Below are 17248 nucleotides of genomic sequence, written 5' to 3'. Positions count from 1 at the left end.
CTTCCGGGGCTGTTCAGGCCACCGGACGGGAAAGCCGGCCCATCGTGGCGCACATCACAGCGACGGCCATGCCGCCGAGCAGGAAGACCATCTCCCCGAGGCCGCCGGCGAACAGGCCGTCGCCCTCCGGGCGTCCGAAACTGAGCAGCACGATGGCGACCAGCCAGCCGCCGCCGGAGGCGGCGACGCCGAGCTGGCTGCCGGTGGCGATCCGGCCGCCGTAGAACACGGCGGCGGAGGCGAGCAGCGCCAGCAGCAACCCGGCCGGGAACCAGGCGGCTTGGACCAGCGAGCCGGCGGTGCCGACCAGGGCGCCGAGGACGACCAGGATCACGTACCAGACGTGACGGCCCTTCACGGGGTGACCCCGGCGAAGAGATCGGTCTCGCGTTCGCCCGAGGGCGCGCCGGACACGCCGTGGACCAGCTCGTAGTACTCGGTGGTGAAGATCGGCTGGCCCAGGTCGTTGGAGAGGGCGAAGAAGGGGCCGTCGACGGCGATCTGGGTGACGTGGGCGGCCATGGCGGCGGTCTTGCGGGCCGCGTGGGCGCCGTCGCCGCCGATCTCGGCGGTGATCCGGGTCTCGTCGACGACACCCGGCAGGTCGCCGATCCCGGCGTCCGCCGGGAAGACGGAGCCCTCGGCGCGCAGCCGCTCGAAGCCGGCCTCGACGACCGGGCGGGGCAGCCGGTTCCAGTAGATCTTGGCGATGGCGTGGGCGGGGCCGAGCTCCGGCCGGTACGCCGGGTCGGCGGCCAGTTCGGCGGCGCGGGTGGCGACCCGGTGGGCCTGGATGTGGTCGGGGTGCCCGTACCCCCCGTCGGGGTCGTAGGTGACGAGGACCTGCGGACGGGTCTCGCGGATCACCTCCACGAGGTACGGCGCGGCCTCGTCGACGGGCGTGTTCCAGAAGGCGTGCGGCCGGGTGTTCTGCTCGGCGCCCATCATCCCGGAGTCGCGGAAGCGCCCCGGGCCGCCGAGGAAGCGGTGGTCGGCGACCCCCAGCTCCTTCATGGCCGCTTCGAGTTCGCCGAGCCGGAACGGGCCCAGCCGGTCCTCCCGGTCGGGCGCGAGATGGGCGAGCTCGGGCGGGATGACCTCGCCCTCCTCGCCCAGGGTGCAGGTCACCAGGGTGACCTGGGCGCCCTCGGCCGCGTACCTGGCCATGGTGGCGCCGTTGTTGATCGACTCGTCGTCCGGGTGGGCGTGCACCAGGAGCAGACGACGGGCAGGGAGAACCGTCATGGCCCCAGCCTACGAGGCGGGGCCGACACGGCGGCGGCAGGTCAGAACTTGAGTCCGCCGATCATGCTCGCCACATTGGTGGTGAGCGTGCTGATGGAGGGCGCGATGGAGCTGCTCGCGAGGTAGAACCCGAGGAGCGCGCAGATCGCCGCGTGCCCGGCCTTGAGCCCTGATTTCCGGATGAGCAGGAAGACGACGATCGCCAGCAGCACAACCACCGAAATCGAGAGTGCCACGGCGGTTCACCTCCATACTTCTTCGGGTCGGACCTTCAGTTGGCATGTGCCAGGAGATGCATACCCACCTAGCGCTACGGATCATAACTATCCGTGCGATCGCATCGATCGGTGTACGGGGGCATGAGGGGGCGCACGGACGCTAGTTTCGGTCACATGACGTCGTCACGAGACTCCCTGCCTCCGCTGTCCTCTTCGTTCCCCCGTCTCTCCGCGCGCACGCAGCGCTTCACGCTCGGCGCCCCGCGCGGGTTCGCGGTCTCGCCGGACGGCGAGCGGGTGGTCTTCGTCCGCTCCGCCTCGGGCACCGACCGGACGCACGCGCTGTGGGTGCTGGACCCGGCCACCGGCGCCGAGCGCCTGGCGGCCGACCCGCGGGCGCTGCTGGCGGGCGCGGAGGAGGAGCTGCCGGCCGAGGAGCGGGCGCGCCGTGAGCGCGGCCGGGAGGGCTCGGGCGGCATCGTGGGCTACGCCGTGGACGGGGCCGTGGAGTCGGCGGCGTTCGCGCTGTCCGGGCGCCTGTTCACGGCGGACCTGCGGGCCGGGACGGCCCGGGAGCTGCCGGTGCCGGGGGCCGTGGTCGATCCGCGGCCCTCGCCGGACGGGCGCCTGGTGGCCTACGCGGCGGGCGGGGCGCTGCGCGTGACGGAGGCCGGGGGCGGCGGCGACCGGGCGCTGGCCGAGCCGGAGGCGGAGGGCGTCGCGTACGGCCTCGCGGAGTTCGCCGCCTCGGAGGAGATGGGACGGAGCCGGGGCTTCTGGTGGGCGCCCGCCTCGGACCGGCTGCTGGTGGCGCGGGTGGACGAACGGCCGGTGCGGCGCTGGTGGATCGCCGATCCGGCGCACCCGGACCGGGAGCCCCGGCCGGTGGCCTATCCGGCGGCGGGCACGCCCAACGCGGAGGTCGGGCTGTGGCTGGCGGACCTCGACGGGGCCCGTACGGAGGTGGTGTGGGACCGGGCGGCCTACCCGTACCTGGCCCGCGCGCACTGGTCGGCGGCGGGGGCGCCGCTGCTCCTGGTGCAGGCCAGGGACCAGCGGGCGCAGGCGTATCTGGAGGTGGACCCGGACACGGGGGCGACCCGGGTGCTGCGCCGGGACGAGGACCCGGTGTGGCTGGAGCTGTTCTCCGGGGTCCCGGCGCGGACCCCGGACGGGCGGCTGGTGCGGATCGTGGACACCGGCGGCGCGCGGGCGCTGGCGGTCGGCGACCGGGTGCTGACGGACGCCTCGCTGCACGTGCGGGCGGTGCTCGACGTGGGAGCGGAAGATGTCCTGATCTCGGCGTCGGCCGGTGAGGCCGCGGAGGCTCCTGAGATCGGTGAGATCCATGTGTACCGGGTGGGTGACGAGGGCGCGGTGCGCGTCTCGGCGGGGGCCGGCGTGCACGGAGCGGTGCGTTCCGGCGCGGTGACGGTGCTGTCCTCGGCCCGGCCCGACACCCCCGGGAGCGTGGCCCGGGTGCTGCGGGACGGGCGGCCGGTGGCCGAGGTCGTCTCGTACGCCCAGACGCCGCCGCTCACCGCCGGGGCGCGGCTGGTCGAGGCGGGCGCCCGGCGGATCCCGTGCGCCGTGCTGCTGCCGTCGGGCTGGTCGGCGGGCGACGGGCCGCTGCCGGTGCTCCTGGACCCGTACGGCGGGCCGCACGGGCAGCGGGTGCTCGCCGCGCACAACCCGTATCTGGTCTCGCGCTGGTTCGCCGAGCAGGGCTTCGCCGTGGTCGTCGCCGACGGGCGCGGGATGCCGGGCCGCTCCCCCGGCTGGGAGAAGGCGGTCGCCGGGAACCTGGCCGGCGCCCTCGACGACCAGATCGAGGCGCTGCACGCGCTCGCCGGGGAGTTCCCGCTGGACCTCGGCCGGGTGGCGATCCGCGGCTGGTCCTTCGGCGGCTATCTGGCCGGTCTGGCGGCGCTGCGCCGGCCGGACGTCTTCCACGCGGCGGTGGTCGGCGCCCCGGTCGCCGACTGGCGGCTGTACGACACCCACTACACCGAGCGCTACCTCGGGCACCCGGACGCGGAGCCCGCGGTGTACGCGGCGAACTCGCTGGTCACCGACGAGGGGCTGAGCGGGGCGGTGGCGCCGGCCCGGCCGATGCTGCTGGTCCACGGGCTCGCCGACGACAACGTGGTGGCGGCGCACACCCTGCGGCTGTCCTCGGCGCTGCTGGCGGCGGGCCGGCCGCACGAGGTGCTGCCGCTGTCGGGCGTCACGCACATGACGCCGCAGGAGCGGGTGGCGGAGAACCTGCTGCTGCTCCAGGTGGACTTCCTGCGGCGGGCGCTGGGGGGTGTCTGACCATTCGCGCCGGATCAGGCCGGGTCGTCCGGTGCGTGCGCTCCGGGCGGGCCGGACCCGGCGGGAATGGTCAGACACCCCCTGAGGCTCGGGCCGGCCTGACCGGCGGGCGGCTCACCAGCCGGGCGGGCGGCGGGCGGGCGGGGCCGGGGGCAGGGCGGCGACGGGGCGGTAGGGCGCCGGACGGCGCTCCCCCGGCCGGGCCAGCAGCACCATGACGGCGGCTCCGGCGAGCACGGCGAAGGCGGAGGTGGCGACGGAGAGCCGGGCGTCGCCCTCCAGCCGGGCGAAGTCGGCGAACCAGCCGGCGTTCAGCGCGGTGGCCACGCCGCCGGTGCCCCAGCCCGCCAGCAGCAGTCCGGCGAGCAGGCCGACCGGGCGGGCGTGCCGGGCGCGGGCGAGGGCGCTGAGGGCGGCGGCGGACAGCAGCAGGATCAGCACGACGGCCAGCCAGCCGGGCGGGACGGCGAGCACGGGCAGCAGCAGGGAGCGCCCGCCGGTGAACCGGTCGACGGTGAACTCGGCCGGCAGCGCGGTCGCCCAGTGCACCTCCCAGGCCGTCCAGACCAGGGCGGCGAGCCCGCACAGCGCCCCGGCGGCGACGGCGGGTCCGGGGCGCGGCCGGGCGGGACCGCCGGGCTCTCCGGGGCGCTCGGGCTCGTGGGCGTCGCGCCGCCCGGCGGCGGCGGTGACGACGAGTCCGGCGCCGAGGGCGAGCGTCAGCAGGGTGGTGACCAGGGCGTCGACGCCGGAGGCCCACAGCCCGGGCAGCCGCAGCGCGAGGGTGGTGAGCCCGGTGACGGCGAGCGCGGGGCCGGCCAGCGGGGAGCGCAGGGCGGCGAGCGCGGTGGCCGCGTAGGCGAGCAGCAGCAGCGGGTCGACGAGCGAGGTGGCGGCCCGGCGCCTGAGCAGGAAGTCGCGGTCCCCCGCCCAGTACCAGAGCAGCTCGGCGGGCGAGCGGAAGGCGGCCAGGTCGCTCAGCAGCCAGACGACGATGACGAGGGCGAGCGCGGCGCAGAGGGCGGCGCCGGTGAGACGTGCCGTTCGTGTCACAGTCACGGGGCCGATACTCACGGTCGCGAACGGCCGGAACAAGCGGTTCGGCGAATGCGGCGGGATGGTGCGTCAAGTCGGCCGGCGGAGCGACCGGCCGGGGCGACATGGCGCGCCCCGGCCGGTACGACGGCACCCGCACGGCCGTACGAGACCGAGCGTGCCGCGTCCGTATATCGGATCCGATTCGGTGGGGTTGCCCGGAGGTTAAGCCTCGGGCGGGGTGTCCGGGGCCTCCGGTGCGGCGGTGCCGTTCTGGGTGCCGTTCTCCGGGGGCACCACCTGCTTCTCCTCGGCGAAGTGGCAGGCCGAGTCGTGCCTGGCGGGGCTGTCGGTCAGCCGGAAGACCGCCGGGACGGCGAGCAGCGGGACCTCCAGGGAGCAGCGTTCCTGGGCCTTCCAGCAGCGGGTGCGGAAGCGGCAGCCGGAGGGGACGTTCGCCGGGGAGGGCACGTCGCCGGCGAGGATGATCCGCTCGCGGTGCTCGCGCGCGTCCGGGTCGGGGACCGGCACGGCGGAGAGCAGCGCCTGGGTGTAGGGGTGGGTGGGGTGGTCGTAGATCTCGGCGTCGGAGCCGATCTCGACGATCCGGCCGAGGTACATGACGCCGATCCGGTCGGAGATGTGCCGGACGATCGACAGGTCGTGCGCGATGAAGACGTACGACAGGCTGAACTCGTTCTGGAGCCGTTCCAGCAGGTTGATCACCTGGGCCTGGACGGAGACGTCCAGGGCGGAGACGGGCTCGTCGGCGACGATGATCTCGGGCTGGAGGGCCAGCCCCCGGGCGATGCCGATGCGCTGGCGCTGGCCGCCGGAGAACTGGTGCGGATAGCGGTTGATGTACTCCGGGTTGAGGCCGACGACGTCGAGCAGGTCCTGCACCTTCCGGCGCCGGTCGCCCTTGGGCGCGACCTCGGGGTGGATCTCGTACGGCTCGCCGATGATGTCGCCGACGGTCATGCGCGGGTTCAGCGAGGTGTACGGGTCCTGGAAGACCATCTGGATGTTGCGGCGCACGGCCTTGAGGGCGCGCGGGGACATGGCGGTGATGTCCTCGCCCTTGTACAGGATGGAGCCGGCGGTCGGACGCTCCAGGTTGACCAGCATCTTGGCCACGGTCGACTTGCCGCAGCCGGACTCGCCGACGATGCCGAGGGTCTCGCCGGCGGCGAGGTCGAAGTCGACGCCGTCCACCGCCTTGACCGCGCCGACCTGCTTCTTGAAGAGGATGCCCCGGGTCAGCGGATAGTGCTTGACCAGGTCGCGGACCTGGAGAATCGCCTCAGCCATGGAGGCACTCCTTCCAGAAGTGGCAGGCGCTCGACCGAGGCACGGGCGATTCGGTGACCTCGTACAGCGGCGGCACGTCGGTGCGGCACACGTCCTGGGCCAGCGGGCAGCGCGGGTTGAAGGCGCAGCCGGAGGGGATGGCGAGCAGGTTGGGCGGCAGGCCCTTGATCGCGTAGAGCTCCTGGCCCTTCTGGTCCAGGCGCGGGATGGAGTCGAGCAGGCCCCGGGTGTACGGGTGGGCGGGGCGCTTGTAGATCTCGTGCACCGGGGCCTGTTCGACGATCCGGCCCGCGTACATGACGGCGATCTTGTCGGCGACGTCGGCGACCACGCCGAGGTCGTGGGTGATGAGGATGAGCCCCATGTTGAGCTCGCGCTGGAGCTCGGCCAGCAGGTCCATCACCTGGGCCTGGACGGTGACGTCGAGGGCGGTGGTCGGCTCGTCGGCGATGATCAGATCGGGTTCGAGGGCCAGCGCCATGGCGATCATGATGCGCTGGCGCATACCGCCGGAGAACTGGTGCGGGTACTGCCCGACGCGCTCCTTGGCGGCGGGGATGCGGACCCGGTCCATCAGCTCGACGGCCTTGGCCCGGGAGTCCTTCTTGGACATGCCCCGGTGGACCTGGAACATCTCGCCGAGCTGTTCGCCGACGCTGACCACCGGGTTGAGGGAGGACAGCGCGTCCTGGAAGACCATCGCCATCTTGGCGCCGCGGATCTTCCGCCGCTCCTCCTCCTTCAGCTTGAGCAGGTCCTGTCCCTGGAAGAGGATCTCGCCGCCGCTGATCTTGCCGGGGGGCATGTCGAGGATGCCCATGACGGCCTGGGCCGTGACGGACTTGCCGGAGCCGGACTCGCCGAGCACGGCCAGCGTCTCCCCCGCGTCCACCGAGTAGTTGACGCCGTTGACCGCCTTGGCCACCCCGTCGCGGGTGTGGAACTCCACGTGCAGGTCACGCACTTCGAGCAGCATGGTCCCCTACCTCAGCTTGGGATCGAGGGCGTCGCGCACCGCGTCGCCGAGCATGATGAAGGCGAGCACCGTGACGGCGAGCGCGCCGGCCGGCCAGAGCAGCATGTGCGGGGCGTTGCGGATGTACTGCGAGGCCGAGGAGATGTCGATGCCCCAGGACACCGTCGGCGGCTTCAGGCCGACGCCCAGGTAGGAGAGGGTCGCCTCCAGGGCGATGTAGGTGCCGAGCGCGATGGTCGCGACGACGATCACGGGGGCGATCGCGTTGGGCGCGATGTGGCGCAGCAGCATCCGGGAGTTGGAGGCGCCCAGGGCGCGGGCGGCCTGGACGTAGTCGTTCTGTTTGGCGGTGATGACGGAGCCCCGGGCGATCCGGGAGAGCTGCGGCCAGCCGAGCAGCACCATGAAGCCGATCACGGGCCAGACGGTGGCGCTGGTCACCACGGACAGCAGCACCAGGCCGCCGAGGACGACGGGGATGGCGAAGAAGACGTCGGTGATCCGGGAGAGCACGCCGTCCCAGGCGCCGCCGAAGAAGCCGGCGAGTCCGCCGAGGACGCCGCCGAGGAGGGCGACGCCGAGGGTGGCGAGGACGCCGACGGTGACGGAGGTCCGGGCGCCGTAGACGACCCGGGTGTAGACGTCGCAGCCCTGTCCGTTGAAGCCGAAGGGGTGGCCGGGCTGGGAGCCCTCCTGGGCCTTGGAGAGGTCGCAGTCGAGGGGGTCCCCGGAGGCGATCAGCGAGGGCCAGATGGAGATGACCACCAGGAAGAGGATGACCAGCGCCGAGACGATGAAGACGGGGTTGCGGCGCAGGTCGTGCCAGGCGTCGGACCACAGCGAGCGGGGCTTCTTGTCGGCGCCGGTGCCCTCGGGGCCGCCGGGCCCGGCGGGGCCGGCGCCCTCCAGGGTCTCCGCCTCGGCGGTGGCGAGGTCGGCGGCGCCGCCGGCGCCGGTCGAGGCGATGGCCCGGCCCTCTTCGCCGTACGACTCCAGCGGCTCAAACGGTTCGCGCGGCTCAGGCATAGCGAATCCTCGGGTCAAGGACGGCGTACAGGAGGTCGACCAGGAGGTTGGCCAGCAGGAACACCAGGACGAGGACGGTCACGAAGCCGACCACGGTCTGGGTGTTCTGGCGGACGATGCCCTGGTAGAGCTGGTAGCCGACGCCGTGGATGTTGAAGATCCGTTCGGTGACGATGGCCCCGCCCATCAGCGCGCCGACGTCGGCGCCGATGAAGGTGACCACCGGGATCAGGCTGTTGCGCAGCAGGTGGCGGGTGATGACCCGGCGGCGCGGGAGGCCCTTGGCGATCGCGGTGCGGACGTAGTCGGCGCGCCGGTTCTCGGCGATGGAGGTCCGGGTGAGCCGGGTGACGTACGCGAGCGAGACGGAGGCGAGGACCAGTCCGGGGACGATCAGCTCGCTGAAGGGCGCCTCGGGCGAGACGGCGGGTTTGATCCAGCCCCACTTCACGCCGAGCAGCAGCTGGACCAGCAGGCCGGTGACGAAGGTGGGGACGGAGAGCACGACCAGGGTCAGCAGCAGCACGGTGGTGTCGACGGGCCGGCCGCGCTTGAGGCCGGTGAGGACGCCGAGGCTGATGCCGATGACGATCTCGAAGAGGATCGCGACGATGGTGAGCCGGATGGTGACCGGGAAGGCGCTGGACATCAGCTCGGTGACGGGCTGCCCGTTGAAGGCGGTGCCGAAGTCGCCGGTGAAGACGTTGCCCATGTAGATCAGGTATTGCTGCCAGACCGGCTTGTCGAGGCCGAACTCCTTCTTCAGCTGGGCGGCGGTGGCCGGGTCGCACGCCCGGTCGCCGCAGAGTCCGGCGATGGGGTCGCCCATCACGTTCACCATCAGGAAGATCAACAGCGTGGCGCCGAAGAAGACCGGGATCATCTGCAGCAGCCGCCGGATCACATAGCGACCCATGGAAGCCTCCGGAGCGGGGGGAGGTGGGCGGGTGGGCGGGCGTCGGGAGCGCGTACGGCCCGGCGCGGAGCTCCGCGGGCCGGGCCGTACGCCGCCGACCTGCTACGACGTCACTTGACCTTGATCTGGTCGTAGACCGGGACGCTGAACGGGTTGAGCATCACGTTCTCGATCCGGTCCGAGTAGCCGGCGCTGCCGTTCTGGTACCAGAGCGGGAGGGAGCCCATGTCGTTCTTCAGCACCGTCTCGGCCTGCTGGAAGAGCCCGACGGCCTTGGAGGTGTCGGTCTCGGCGTTGGCCTGGTTCACCAGCTTGTCGAACTCGGGGTTGGTGTACTTGCCGTCGTTCGAGGAGGCGCCGGTGTAGTACAGCGGCTGGAGGAAGTTCTGGATGAGCGGGTAGTCCATCTGCCAGCCGGCCCGGAAGGGGCCGTCGAGCTTCCCCTGGGTGACCTGGTTGCGGTAGTCGGCGAAGGTGCCGACGGGGTTGCCGACGCAGGCCGTGTTGTTGCCGAGGGCCCGGTTGATGGAGTTGCAGACGGCGTCCACCCACTCCTTGTGGGAGCCGGTGTCGGCGTTGTACGAGATCTTCATCGTGCCGCCGGGGATGCCGCCGCCCTCGGCGACCAGCTTCTTCGCCTCGGTGGGGTTGTAGACGCAGGAGGCGCCGCAGATGTCCTTGAAGCCGCCCTTCTCGCCGAGCACCGGCGAGGTCCAGTCCTGGGCGGGTGTGCGGGTCTTCTGGAAGATCGTCTCGGTGATCTGCTTGCGGTCGATCGCCATCGACAGGCCCGTGCGCAGCTTCTCCTGGCCGGGCTTGTTCCACGCCGGGTCGTAGAAGGGGAAGGAGAGCGTCTGGATGATGCCGGCGGGGGTGTTGATGTACCGGTCGCCGAGGTCGGCGGAGACGTTCTTGAGCTGCGAGGCGGGCACGTCGTCGACGAGGTCGAGGTTGCCGGCCGTCAGGTCGGTGTAGGCGGTGTTGTTGTCGGTGTAGACCTTGAGGGTGATGCCGCCGTTCTGGGCCTTGTCCGTGCCGGGGTAGCCGTCCCACTTCTTGAGCACCATCTGGGAGCCCTTGGCGTAGGAGTCCACGGTGTACGGGCCGTTGCCGACCGGCTTGGAGAGCCAGGCCGCGTGGTCGTCGTAGAACGCCTTGGGCAGCGGGGCGAAGGCGGCGTAGCCGAGCGTGTCGGGGAAGGTGGAGAACTTCTGCGACAGCTTGACGGTGAAGGTCTTGTCGTCGACGACCTTGAGGCCCGACATGGTCTGGGCGGTGGGCTCGCCCTTGTCGGGGTGGACCTGGCTGTAGCCGTCGATGTAGCCGAAGAAGTAGGCGTTCTTCTGGTTGTTCTTCAGGTGGGCGCCGTAGTTCCAGGCGTCGACGAAGGACTTCGCGGTGACCTTCTCGCCGTCGGAGAAGGTCCAGCCGTCCTTGAGGGTGATGGTGAAGTTGGTCGAGTCGGTGGTCTCGATCTTGTCGGCCAGCATGTTGTTCGCCGCGCCGGTCTTCGGGTCGTACTGCTTGAGCCCCCGGAAGATCATGGAGAGGACCTTGCCGCCCTGCACCTCGTTGGTGTTCGCCGGCTCCAGCGGGTTCTGCGGGTCGCCCCACGACGAGCTCACGGTGCCCCCGGCCCCGCCGCCGCCGCTGTCGCCGCCTCCGCCGCAGGCGGTCGCCGCGAGGGCGACGGCGGTGGCCAGAGCGGCCCACTTGGCGTGCGTGGCTCCGCGCATGGAGTGCCTCCCGAATGTCCTCAGTCTGACTTAGGCCCCAATATCACCCGATATTGACGGGAGTGCACTTTTACGGCGTCCGGATGAACGGGCCCGCCCGGCGGCCCTCCGGGCGCGGGCGGACCCGGGCGCGGGCACGCGAAGGCCCCCGGCGCCCTTGCGGGTGCCGGGGGCCTCGTACGCCCGGGTGGATCAGACGGAGAGGACCGTCTTCTCCTCGGCGAAGTGGCACGCGGACTCGTGCGCGGCCGGGGTGTCGACCCCGCGGAAGCGCGCCGGGACGGCGAGCAGCGGGATCTCGGTGCTGCAGCGCTCCTCGGCCTTCCAGCAGCGGGTGCGGAAGCGGCAGCCCGACGGCGGGTTGGCCGGCGAGGGGACGTCACCGGTGAGGATGATCCGCTCGCGGTTCGCGCGGGCCTCGGGGTCCGGCACCGGCACCGCGGAGAGCAGGGCCTGCGTGTACGGGTGGGTCGGGTGCTCGTAGATCTCGGTGTCCGTGCCGATCTCGGCGATCTTGCCGAGGTACATCACGCCGACCCGGTCGGAGATGTGCCGGACGATCGACAGGTCGTGCGCGATGAAGATGTAGGACAGGTTGAACTCGTCCTGCAGCTTCTCCATCAGGTTGATGACCTGCGCCTGGACGGAGACGTCCAGGGCGGAGACCGGCTCGTCGCAGATGATGATCTCGGGGTTGAGCGCGAGGCCCCGGGCGATGCCGATGCGCTGGCGCTGGCCGCCGGAGAACTGGTGCGGGTACCGGTTGATGTACTCCGGGTTCAGACCGACGACGTCCAGCAGCTCCTGCACCTTGCGGCGCCGGTCGCCCTTCGGGGCCACCTCGGGGTGGATGTCGAAGGGCTCGCCGATGATGTCGCCGACCGTCATACGCGGGTTCAGCGAGGTGTACGGGTCCTGGAAGACCATCTGGATGTTGCGGCGCACCGTCTTCAGGGCGCGGCCGGACAGCCTGGTGATGTCCTGGCCCTTGTAGAAGACCTCGCCCGCGGTGGCCCGCTCCAGGTTCATCAGCAGCTTGGCGACGGTGGACTTGCCACAGCCGGACTCGCCGACGATGCCGAGGGTCTCGCCCTGGTAGAGGTCGAAGGAGACCCCGTCCACGGCCTTGACCGCGCCGACCTGCTTCTTGAAGAGGATGCCCTGGGTCAGCGGGAAGTGCTTCTGCAGGTTGCGCACCTGGAGGATCGGCTCACCGCGCTCGACGGGGGCGTCGAGGGCCGCGGCCACGGCCTCGTCGTTCGTGCTGAGCTCAGCCATGGATCGTCTCCTTCCAGAAGTGGCAGGCGCTCTTGCGGCCCGGCAGATCGGTGCCGTCCTGCTCGGTGACCGGCGTCAGGGCCGGGATCTCCGTACGGCAGATGTCCGTGGCCTTCGGGCAGCGCGGGTTGAAGGCGCAGCCGGTGGGGACGCGGAGCAGGTTGGGCGGCAGGCCCTTGATCGCGTAGAGCTCCTGGCCCTTCTGGTCCAGGCGCGGGATCGAGTCCAGCAGACCGCGGGTGTACGGGTGGGCCGGGCGCTTGTAGAGCTCGTGCACCGGGGCCTGCTCGACGATCCGGCCGGCGTACATGACCGCGATCTTGTCCGCGACGTCGGCGACCACGCCGAGGTCGTGGGTGATCAGGATCAGGCCCATGTTGAACTCGCGCTGGAGCTCCGCGAGGAGGTCCATGACCTGGGCCTGGACGGTCACGTCGAGCGCCGTGGTGGGCTCGTCCGCGATGATCAGGTCCGGCTCCAGGGCCAGCGCCATGGCGATCATGATGCGCTGGCGCATACCGCCGGAGAACTGGTGGGGGTAGTCGGAGACCCGCGCCTTGGCGGCGGGGATCTTGACCCGGTCCATCAGCTCGATGGCCTTGAGCTTGGCGTCCTTCTTGGACAGCCCGTGGTGCACGCGGAACATCTCGCCGAGCTGGTAGCCGACGGAGAGGACCGGGTTGAGGGAGGACAGCGCGTCCTGGAAGATCATCGCGATCTTCCGGCCACGGATCTGCCGGCGCTCCTCGTTGGACATCTTGAGCATGTCCTGGCCGCGGAACAGGATCTCGCCCTGCGGGATCTTGCCGGGCGGCATGTCGAGGATGCCCATGATGGCCTGGGCGGTCACGGACTTGCCGGAGCCGGACTCACCGAGCACGGCCAGCGTCTCACCGGCGTTCACCGAGTAGTTGACGCCGTTGACCGCCTTGGCCACACCGTCGCGGGTGTGGAACTCGACGTGCAGGTCACGGACTTCGAGCAGCGGACCGGTCTGGTCGCCGCCACGCGGCGCGGGGACCGTCGCGGGGTTGTCGATGATGGTCACTTACGCCCTCCTCAGCGCATCTTCGGGTCGAGGGCGTTGCGGACCGCTTCGCCGAGCATGATGAACGCCAGCACGGTGATGCTCAGCATGATCGAGGGCCACAGCAGGATGTGCGGGGCCACTCGGATCTGGTCGACGGCGGTGGAGATGTCGACGCCCCAGGAGACGGTCGGGGAGGCGAGGCCCAGACCCAGGTAGGACAGGGTCGCCTCGGCGGAGATGTACCCGCCGAGCGAGATGGTGGCGACGACGATCAGCGGGGCCATGGCGTTCGGCAGGATGTGCCGGAACAGGATCCGCGTGGTGCCGGCGCCGAGCGCCGTGGCGGCGTGGACGTAGTCCGCCTGCTTGACCGTGATCACGGCGCCGCGCATGACGCGGGCCATCTGGGTCCAGCCGAGGAAGGCCAGCGCTCCGACGACGACCCAGACGGTGCGCTCGGTGAAGGACTGGAGCACGACCATGGCGCCGAGCAGGAACGGGATGCCGAAGAAGACGTCGGTGATCCGGGAGAGGACCGCGTCGGTGATGCCGCCGAAGTAGCCGGCGATCATGCCCATCAGGCCGCCGAAGATCGTGACGATCAGGGTGACGCAGACGCCGACGATGATCGAGGCGCGGGTGCCGTGGATCAGCCGGGCGTACACGGACCGGCCCTGGCCGTCGTAGCCGAGCCACTCGGGCGAGCCGATGTGGCTCAGCTCGGGCTTGCCGAGGAAGTGCTTCACCAGGTCGCCGCTGGTCGGCGACGCGCTGCTGAACAGCCCCGGAACGGCCGCGATCAGCAGCAGGAAGAAGATCATCACCGCGGAGACGATGAAGTACGGGTTGCGGCGCAGGTCCGTCCACGCGTCGCCCCAGAGGCTGCGCGTCTTCTCCTGCTTCGCGGCCGGCGCCGGTGCGTCGGCAGAGGGGGAGGCGACGCCGCCGTCGACGGGGGCCGCGGTCTTGGTCACGTCAGGCATAACGGATCCTCGGGTCCAGGACCGCGTACAGCAGGTCGATGAGAAGGCTGGTGAGGAGGTAGACGATCACCAGGATCGTCACGAGGCCGACCAGGGTGCCGCCTTCGCGACGGGAGATCGACTCGGCGATCAGACCGCCGACGCCCTTGATGTTGAAGATCTTCTCGGTGACGACCGCACCGCCCATGAGCGCGCCGATGTCGGTGCCCAGGAAGGTGATGACCGGGATCATCGAGTTGCGCATCAGGTGGACGCCGATGATGCGGCGCTTCGGAAGGCCCTTGGCGATGGCCGTGCGCATGTAGTCGGCGCGCAGGTTCTCCGCCATGGTGGTCCGGGTCAGGCGCGCCACGTAGGCGAGCGAGAGTCCGCCGAGGACGATCGCCGGGGCGATGAGCTCGTCCCAGTTCACCTCGGTGGAGACGTTCGGCGCGATCCAGCCCAGGTTGAACGCGAACTGCATCTTGATCAGGAAGCCGAGCACGAAGACCGGGATCGAGATGATCAGCAGCGTGAAGATCAGGATGGCGTTGTCGGCCAGGCGGCCGGCGCGCAGACCGGCGATGATGCCGAGGCCGATGCCGAAGACCAGCTCGAACGTGAAGGCCAGGAAGGCCAGCTGGAGCGTGACGGGGAACGCCTCACCCAGCACCTCGGTGACCGGACGGCCGTTGCGGATCTGGGTACCGAAGTCGAAATGCAGGAGCATGTCCCGCATATAGACGTAGTACTGCTCCGGCAGCGACTTGTCGAGACCCAGCTCGTGGCGCTTGGCGGCGAGGGTCGCGGGATCCGCGCCCTTGTCACCGAACATAGCGAGCACGGGATCACCGGGCAGGCTGTGCACCATGAGGAAGATCAGCAGGGTTGTCCCGAGGAAAACCGGGATCATCTGGAGCAGTCGTCGTGCGACATAGCGCCCCATCATGCCTCCGTTGAGATGTGACGGCCGCAGCCGACGGGCCCTCCCCCGACAGCCTGCCCGCGTTCGGGCATGCTGATGTCGCGGAAGGGCCCCCCAGCCACTGCGTAAGGCACCGAGGCGGGGCTGACGACCCGTCAGCCCCGCGCTGCGGCGAGCGGACTACGCTTGGGTGATTACTTCTTGACCTCGACGCCGGTCAGGATCGGGTCGCCGTCCTGGCCGTAGGCCACGCCGGTGACCTTCTCCGAGTAGCCCGCGTTGACCTTGTAGTACCAGAGCGGGATCGACGGCATGTAGTTGACCAGGTCCTTCTCGATGGCCTGGTACGCCTTGACGGACTCGTCGAGCGTCTTGACCGAGTCGGCCGCCGCGATCTTGGCGTCCAGCTCCTTGTTGGAGAAGTCGCCCTGGTTGCCGCCCGCACCCGTACGGAACAGGTCCGAGATGAAGTTGGCGTTCACCGGGTAGTCGAGCACCCAGCCGGAGCGGTACAGGGACTTGACCTGCTTCGTCTTGCGAGCGGTCAGGTCGGCCTGGAAGTCCGGCTTGCCGTCGCCGACGCACTGGACGTTGGTGGCCTGGGTGATGCTGTTGCAGACCGCCTCCACCCACTCCTTGTGCCCACCGTCGGCGTTGTACTGGATGGAGATCTTGTTGCCGGGGACGCCGCCGCCGGCCGCGATGAGCTCCTTGGCCTTGGCCGGGTCGAACTTGGTGACCTCGACCGCGTTCGGCTGGTAGCCGAGCACGCCCTTGGCGACCCAGCCGGTCGCCGGCTCACGGGTGCCGTTGAGCACGGTCTTCGTGATGGTGGCGCGGTCGATCGCCATCGAGAGGCCCTGGATGACCTTCGGGTCGACCGGCTTCGGCTTCTTCCACTGGTCGGCGTAGAAGGCGACGGCGATCGTCTGGATCGCGGAGTACGCCTGGTCGACCGCGCGGTCGCCGAGGTCCTGGCGGTAGACCGGCAGGTCCTTCGGGGCGAGCTGACGCAGGACGTCGACGTTGCCCGACTTCAGGTCCTCGTACGCAGCCTCGAGGGTGGTGTAGTTCTTGAAGACCACACCGCCGTTCTTCGCCTTGTTCGGGCCCTTGTAGCCGTCGAAGCGGGTGATCTCGATCTGCTTCTTGTGGTCCCACGACTTGAACTTGTAGGGACCGTTGCCGACCGGCTTCTCGCCGCCGGCCTTCGGGTCCTTGTAGAAGGACTCCGGCAGCGGAGCGAAGACGATGTAGGCGAGCTTGTGCGCGAAGTACGGCACCGGCTTCTTGAGCTCGATGGTGAAGGTGGTGTCGTCGACGACCTTCAGACCGTCCAGCTTGTCCGAGGTGGGCTTGGCGCCCTCGCCCTCGGGGTGGACCTTGTCGTAGCCGACGACGTCCTCGAACCAGGACGAGAGGCCCTGGGCGTTCTTGACGTTGGCGTTCCAGTTCCACGCGTCCACGAAGGACTTCGAGGTCACCGCGGTGCCGTCGTGGAAGGTCCAGCCCGGCTTGAGCTTGACGGTCCAGGTCTTCGAGTCCGTCGTGGTGACCGACTCGGCGTTGATCATCTCCAGCGAGCCGTCGGGCTTGTAGTCGACCAGGGTCGAGAACAGGCCGGCCATGACGGCGGAGCCGTTCGACTCCATCGTGTCGCCGGTGAGCAGGGGCTTCTCAGGCTCGCCCAGCTCGATGGAGAAGATGCCGTTCGGGTCAACAGCGCCCTTGGCGTCGCTGCCGCCGTCGCTCTTACCCCCGCCACAGGCGGTCGCTGCCAGGGCGACGACGATCGCGCCCGCTACCCACTTGGCGCTCTTGGCACCGCGCATGGGTTCCTCCTCATGAGTCCACTTGTCACTACAAGAAGGACACTCCGAGTTCTGCCGACACCCCTGACGGCTTTGCACTCAAGTGCCCCGAGTGTGCTCGTGAGTCGGCACTCCCCACAGTGCGTGACCCATTGACCCGAGCTCAATGGAGCCAACTATTAAGTACGTCCGGGCCGTAAACCACACTTAAGTGGTCTCGTTTTGACAACATCGCCAAGCCACCGAAGACCGAAATCCGGACAAAGCGAGCACAGACAGACACCGACGAAACGGACTGTTAACACATGTTCCGGAGAGCGACGACCGATATCCGGACAGTGGGGTTCCGTAATGAACTTGACTAAACGTTGAAAAAGGGCCCGGCCCCCGCCTCTTCAGGCGGGGGCCGGGCCCTTCAGGACTCACGCCGGAGCGTCACGCGCGCAGGTGCGCACGTGACGCT

At 70.1% G+C, this 17248-nt stretch carries 15 protein-coding genes; 1 reads left to right on the top strand and 14 read right to left on the bottom strand.

The features are described 5' to 3' along the window. Nucleotides 1-13: 13 nt before the first annotated feature. Genes ACZ6J5_RS27160 through ACZ6J5_RS27150 form a run of 3 tightly spaced genes read right to left on the bottom strand, consistent with a single transcriptional unit; the run spans nt 14 to nt 1481 of the window. Nucleotides 14-358: a DUF6113 family protein gene (locus ACZ6J5_RS27160; RefSeq protein ID WP_469395799.1), complete on the bottom strand. Its 345-nt coding sequence runs from the start codon at nt 356-358 to the stop codon at nt 14-16. Further along, entirely contained in the window at nt 355-1245 is an 891-nt protein-coding gene (gene mshB, locus ACZ6J5_RS27155; protein WP_469395797.1) for an N-acetyl-1-D-myo-inositol-2-amino-2-deoxy-alpha-D-glucopyranoside deacetylase, read from the bottom strand. The genes ACZ6J5_RS27160 and mshB overlap by 4 nt, the downstream gene beginning before the upstream one ends. 41 nt (nt 1246-1286) lie before the next feature. Then, nucleotides 1287-1481, bottom strand: coding sequence for a hypothetical protein (locus tag ACZ6J5_RS27150; RefSeq protein WP_046911704.1), 195 nt, complete (start codon nt 1479-1481; stop codon nt 1287-1289). A gap of 156 nt (nt 1482-1637) precedes the next feature. Here ACZ6J5_RS27150 and ACZ6J5_RS27145 point away from each other — a divergent pair, with 156 nt between their 5' ends. Next, a complete protein-coding gene (locus ACZ6J5_RS27145; RefSeq protein WP_469395795.1) occupies nt 1638-3779 on the top strand; it encodes a prolyl oligopeptidase family serine peptidase in 2142 nt (713 codons plus the stop codon). A 114-nt stretch (nt 3780-3893) separates the two neighbouring features. Here the strand turns inward: ACZ6J5_RS27145 and ACZ6J5_RS27140 are convergent, their stop codons facing one another. From ACZ6J5_RS27140 to ACZ6J5_RS27090, 11 genes are all read right to left on the bottom strand, one after another. Next, complete coding sequence (locus ACZ6J5_RS27140) at nt 3894-4838, bottom strand: hypothetical protein (protein ID WP_469395793.1); 945 nt, start codon at nt 4836-4838, stop codon at nt 3894-3896. A 201-nt stretch (nt 4839-5039) separates the two neighbouring features. Further along, entirely contained in the window at nt 5040-6125 is a 1086-nt protein-coding gene (locus ACZ6J5_RS27135) for an ABC transporter ATP-binding protein (RefSeq protein WP_469395791.1), read from the bottom strand. After that, the gene (locus tag ACZ6J5_RS27130) at nt 6118-7101 is read right to left on the bottom strand and encodes an ABC transporter ATP-binding protein (RefSeq protein ID WP_469395789.1); all 984 of its coding nucleotides are present in this window, start codon (nt 7099-7101) and stop codon (nt 6118-6120) included. The genes ACZ6J5_RS27135 and ACZ6J5_RS27130 overlap by 8 nt, the downstream gene beginning before the upstream one ends. A gap of 6 nt (nt 7102-7107) precedes the next feature. Beyond that, nucleotides 7108-8127, bottom strand: a complete 1020-nt coding sequence (locus tag ACZ6J5_RS27125; protein WP_469395787.1) for an ABC transporter permease — start codon at nt 8125-8127, stop codon at nt 7108-7110. Beyond that, nucleotides 8120-9043 (bottom strand): ABC transporter permease, encoded by a 924-nt coding sequence (locus ACZ6J5_RS27120; RefSeq protein WP_469395785.1) that lies wholly within the window; start codon nt 9041-9043, stop codon nt 8120-8122. The genes ACZ6J5_RS27125 and ACZ6J5_RS27120 overlap by 8 nt, the downstream gene beginning before the upstream one ends. A 110-nt stretch (nt 9044-9153) precedes the next feature. After that, complete coding sequence (locus tag ACZ6J5_RS27115) at nt 9154-10779, bottom strand: peptide ABC transporter substrate-binding protein (RefSeq protein ID WP_469395783.1); 1626 nt, start codon at nt 10777-10779, stop codon at nt 9154-9156. A gap of 192 nt (nt 10780-10971) precedes the next feature. Then, nucleotides 10972-12057, bottom strand: coding sequence for an ABC transporter ATP-binding protein (locus tag ACZ6J5_RS27110; RefSeq protein ID WP_469395781.1), 1086 nt, complete (start codon nt 12055-12057; stop codon nt 10972-10974). Then, a complete protein-coding gene (locus ACZ6J5_RS27105; RefSeq protein WP_469395779.1) occupies nt 12050-13105 on the bottom strand; it encodes an ABC transporter ATP-binding protein in 1056 nt (351 codons plus the stop codon). The genes ACZ6J5_RS27110 and ACZ6J5_RS27105 overlap by 8 nt, the downstream gene beginning before the upstream one ends. Before the next feature lie 11 nt (nt 13106-13116). Continuing rightward, nucleotides 13117-14070 (bottom strand): ABC transporter permease, encoded by a 954-nt coding sequence (locus ACZ6J5_RS27100; RefSeq protein ID WP_469395777.1) that lies wholly within the window; start codon nt 14068-14070, stop codon nt 13117-13119. After that, entirely contained in the window at nt 14063-14995 is a 933-nt protein-coding gene (locus ACZ6J5_RS27095) for an ABC transporter permease (RefSeq protein WP_469396075.1), read from the bottom strand. The genes ACZ6J5_RS27100 and ACZ6J5_RS27095 overlap by 8 nt, the downstream gene beginning before the upstream one ends. Before the next feature lie 173 nt (nt 14996-15168). After that, entirely contained in the window at nt 15169-16806 is a 1638-nt protein-coding gene (locus tag ACZ6J5_RS27090; protein ID WP_469395776.1) for a peptide ABC transporter substrate-binding protein, read from the bottom strand. Between the last annotated feature and the right edge of the window lie 442 nt (nt 16807-17248).

It is taken from the genome of Streptomyces sp. NPDC042100 (genome assembly GCF_055582325.1).
Note: the sequence above shows the minus strand (reverse complement) of the source record. Positions and strands in the feature narration are given on the sequence as shown.

Excerpts from the sequence above, each read along its gene's own strand:
- ACZ6J5_RS27145 (WP_469395795.1), top strand. The coding sequence starts at position 1,638 with ATGACGTCGTCACGAGACTCCCTGCCTCCGCTGTCCTCTTCGTTCCCC.
- ACZ6J5_RS27095 (WP_469396075.1), bottom strand. The coding sequence starts at position 14,995 with ATGGGGCGCTATGTCGCACGACGACTGCTCCAGATGATCCCGGTTTTC.
- ACZ6J5_RS27120 (WP_469395785.1), bottom strand. The coding sequence starts at position 9,043 with ATGGGTCGCTATGTGATCCGGCGGCTGCTGCAGATGATCCCGGTCTTC.
- ACZ6J5_RS27135 (WP_469395791.1), bottom strand. The coding sequence starts at position 6,125 with ATGGCTGAGGCGATTCTCCAGGTCCGCGACCTGGTCAAGCACTATCCG.
- ACZ6J5_RS27100 (WP_469395777.1), bottom strand. The coding sequence starts at position 14,070 with ATGCCTGACGTGACCAAGACCGCGGCCCCCGTCGACGGCGGCGTCGCC.
- ACZ6J5_RS27125 (WP_469395787.1), bottom strand. The coding sequence starts at position 8,127 with ATGCCTGAGCCGCGCGAACCGTTTGAGCCGCTGGAGTCGTACGGCGAA.
- ACZ6J5_RS27115 (WP_469395783.1), bottom strand. The coding sequence starts at position 10,779 with ATGCGCGGAGCCACGCACGCCAAGTGGGCCGCTCTGGCCACCGCCGTC.
- ACZ6J5_RS27130 (WP_469395789.1), bottom strand. The coding sequence starts at position 7,101 with ATGCTGCTCGAAGTGCGTGACCTGCACGTGGAGTTCCACACCCGCGAC.
- ACZ6J5_RS27110 (WP_469395781.1), bottom strand. The coding sequence starts at position 12,057 with ATGGCTGAGCTCAGCACGAACGACGAGGCCGTGGCCGCGGCCCTCGAC.
- mshB (WP_469395797.1), bottom strand. The coding sequence starts at position 1,245 with ATGACGGTTCTCCCTGCCCGTCGTCTGCTCCTGGTGCACGCCCACCCG.
- ACZ6J5_RS27090 (WP_469395776.1), bottom strand. The coding sequence starts at position 16,806 with ATGCGCGGTGCCAAGAGCGCCAAGTGGGTAGCGGGCGCGATCGTCGTC.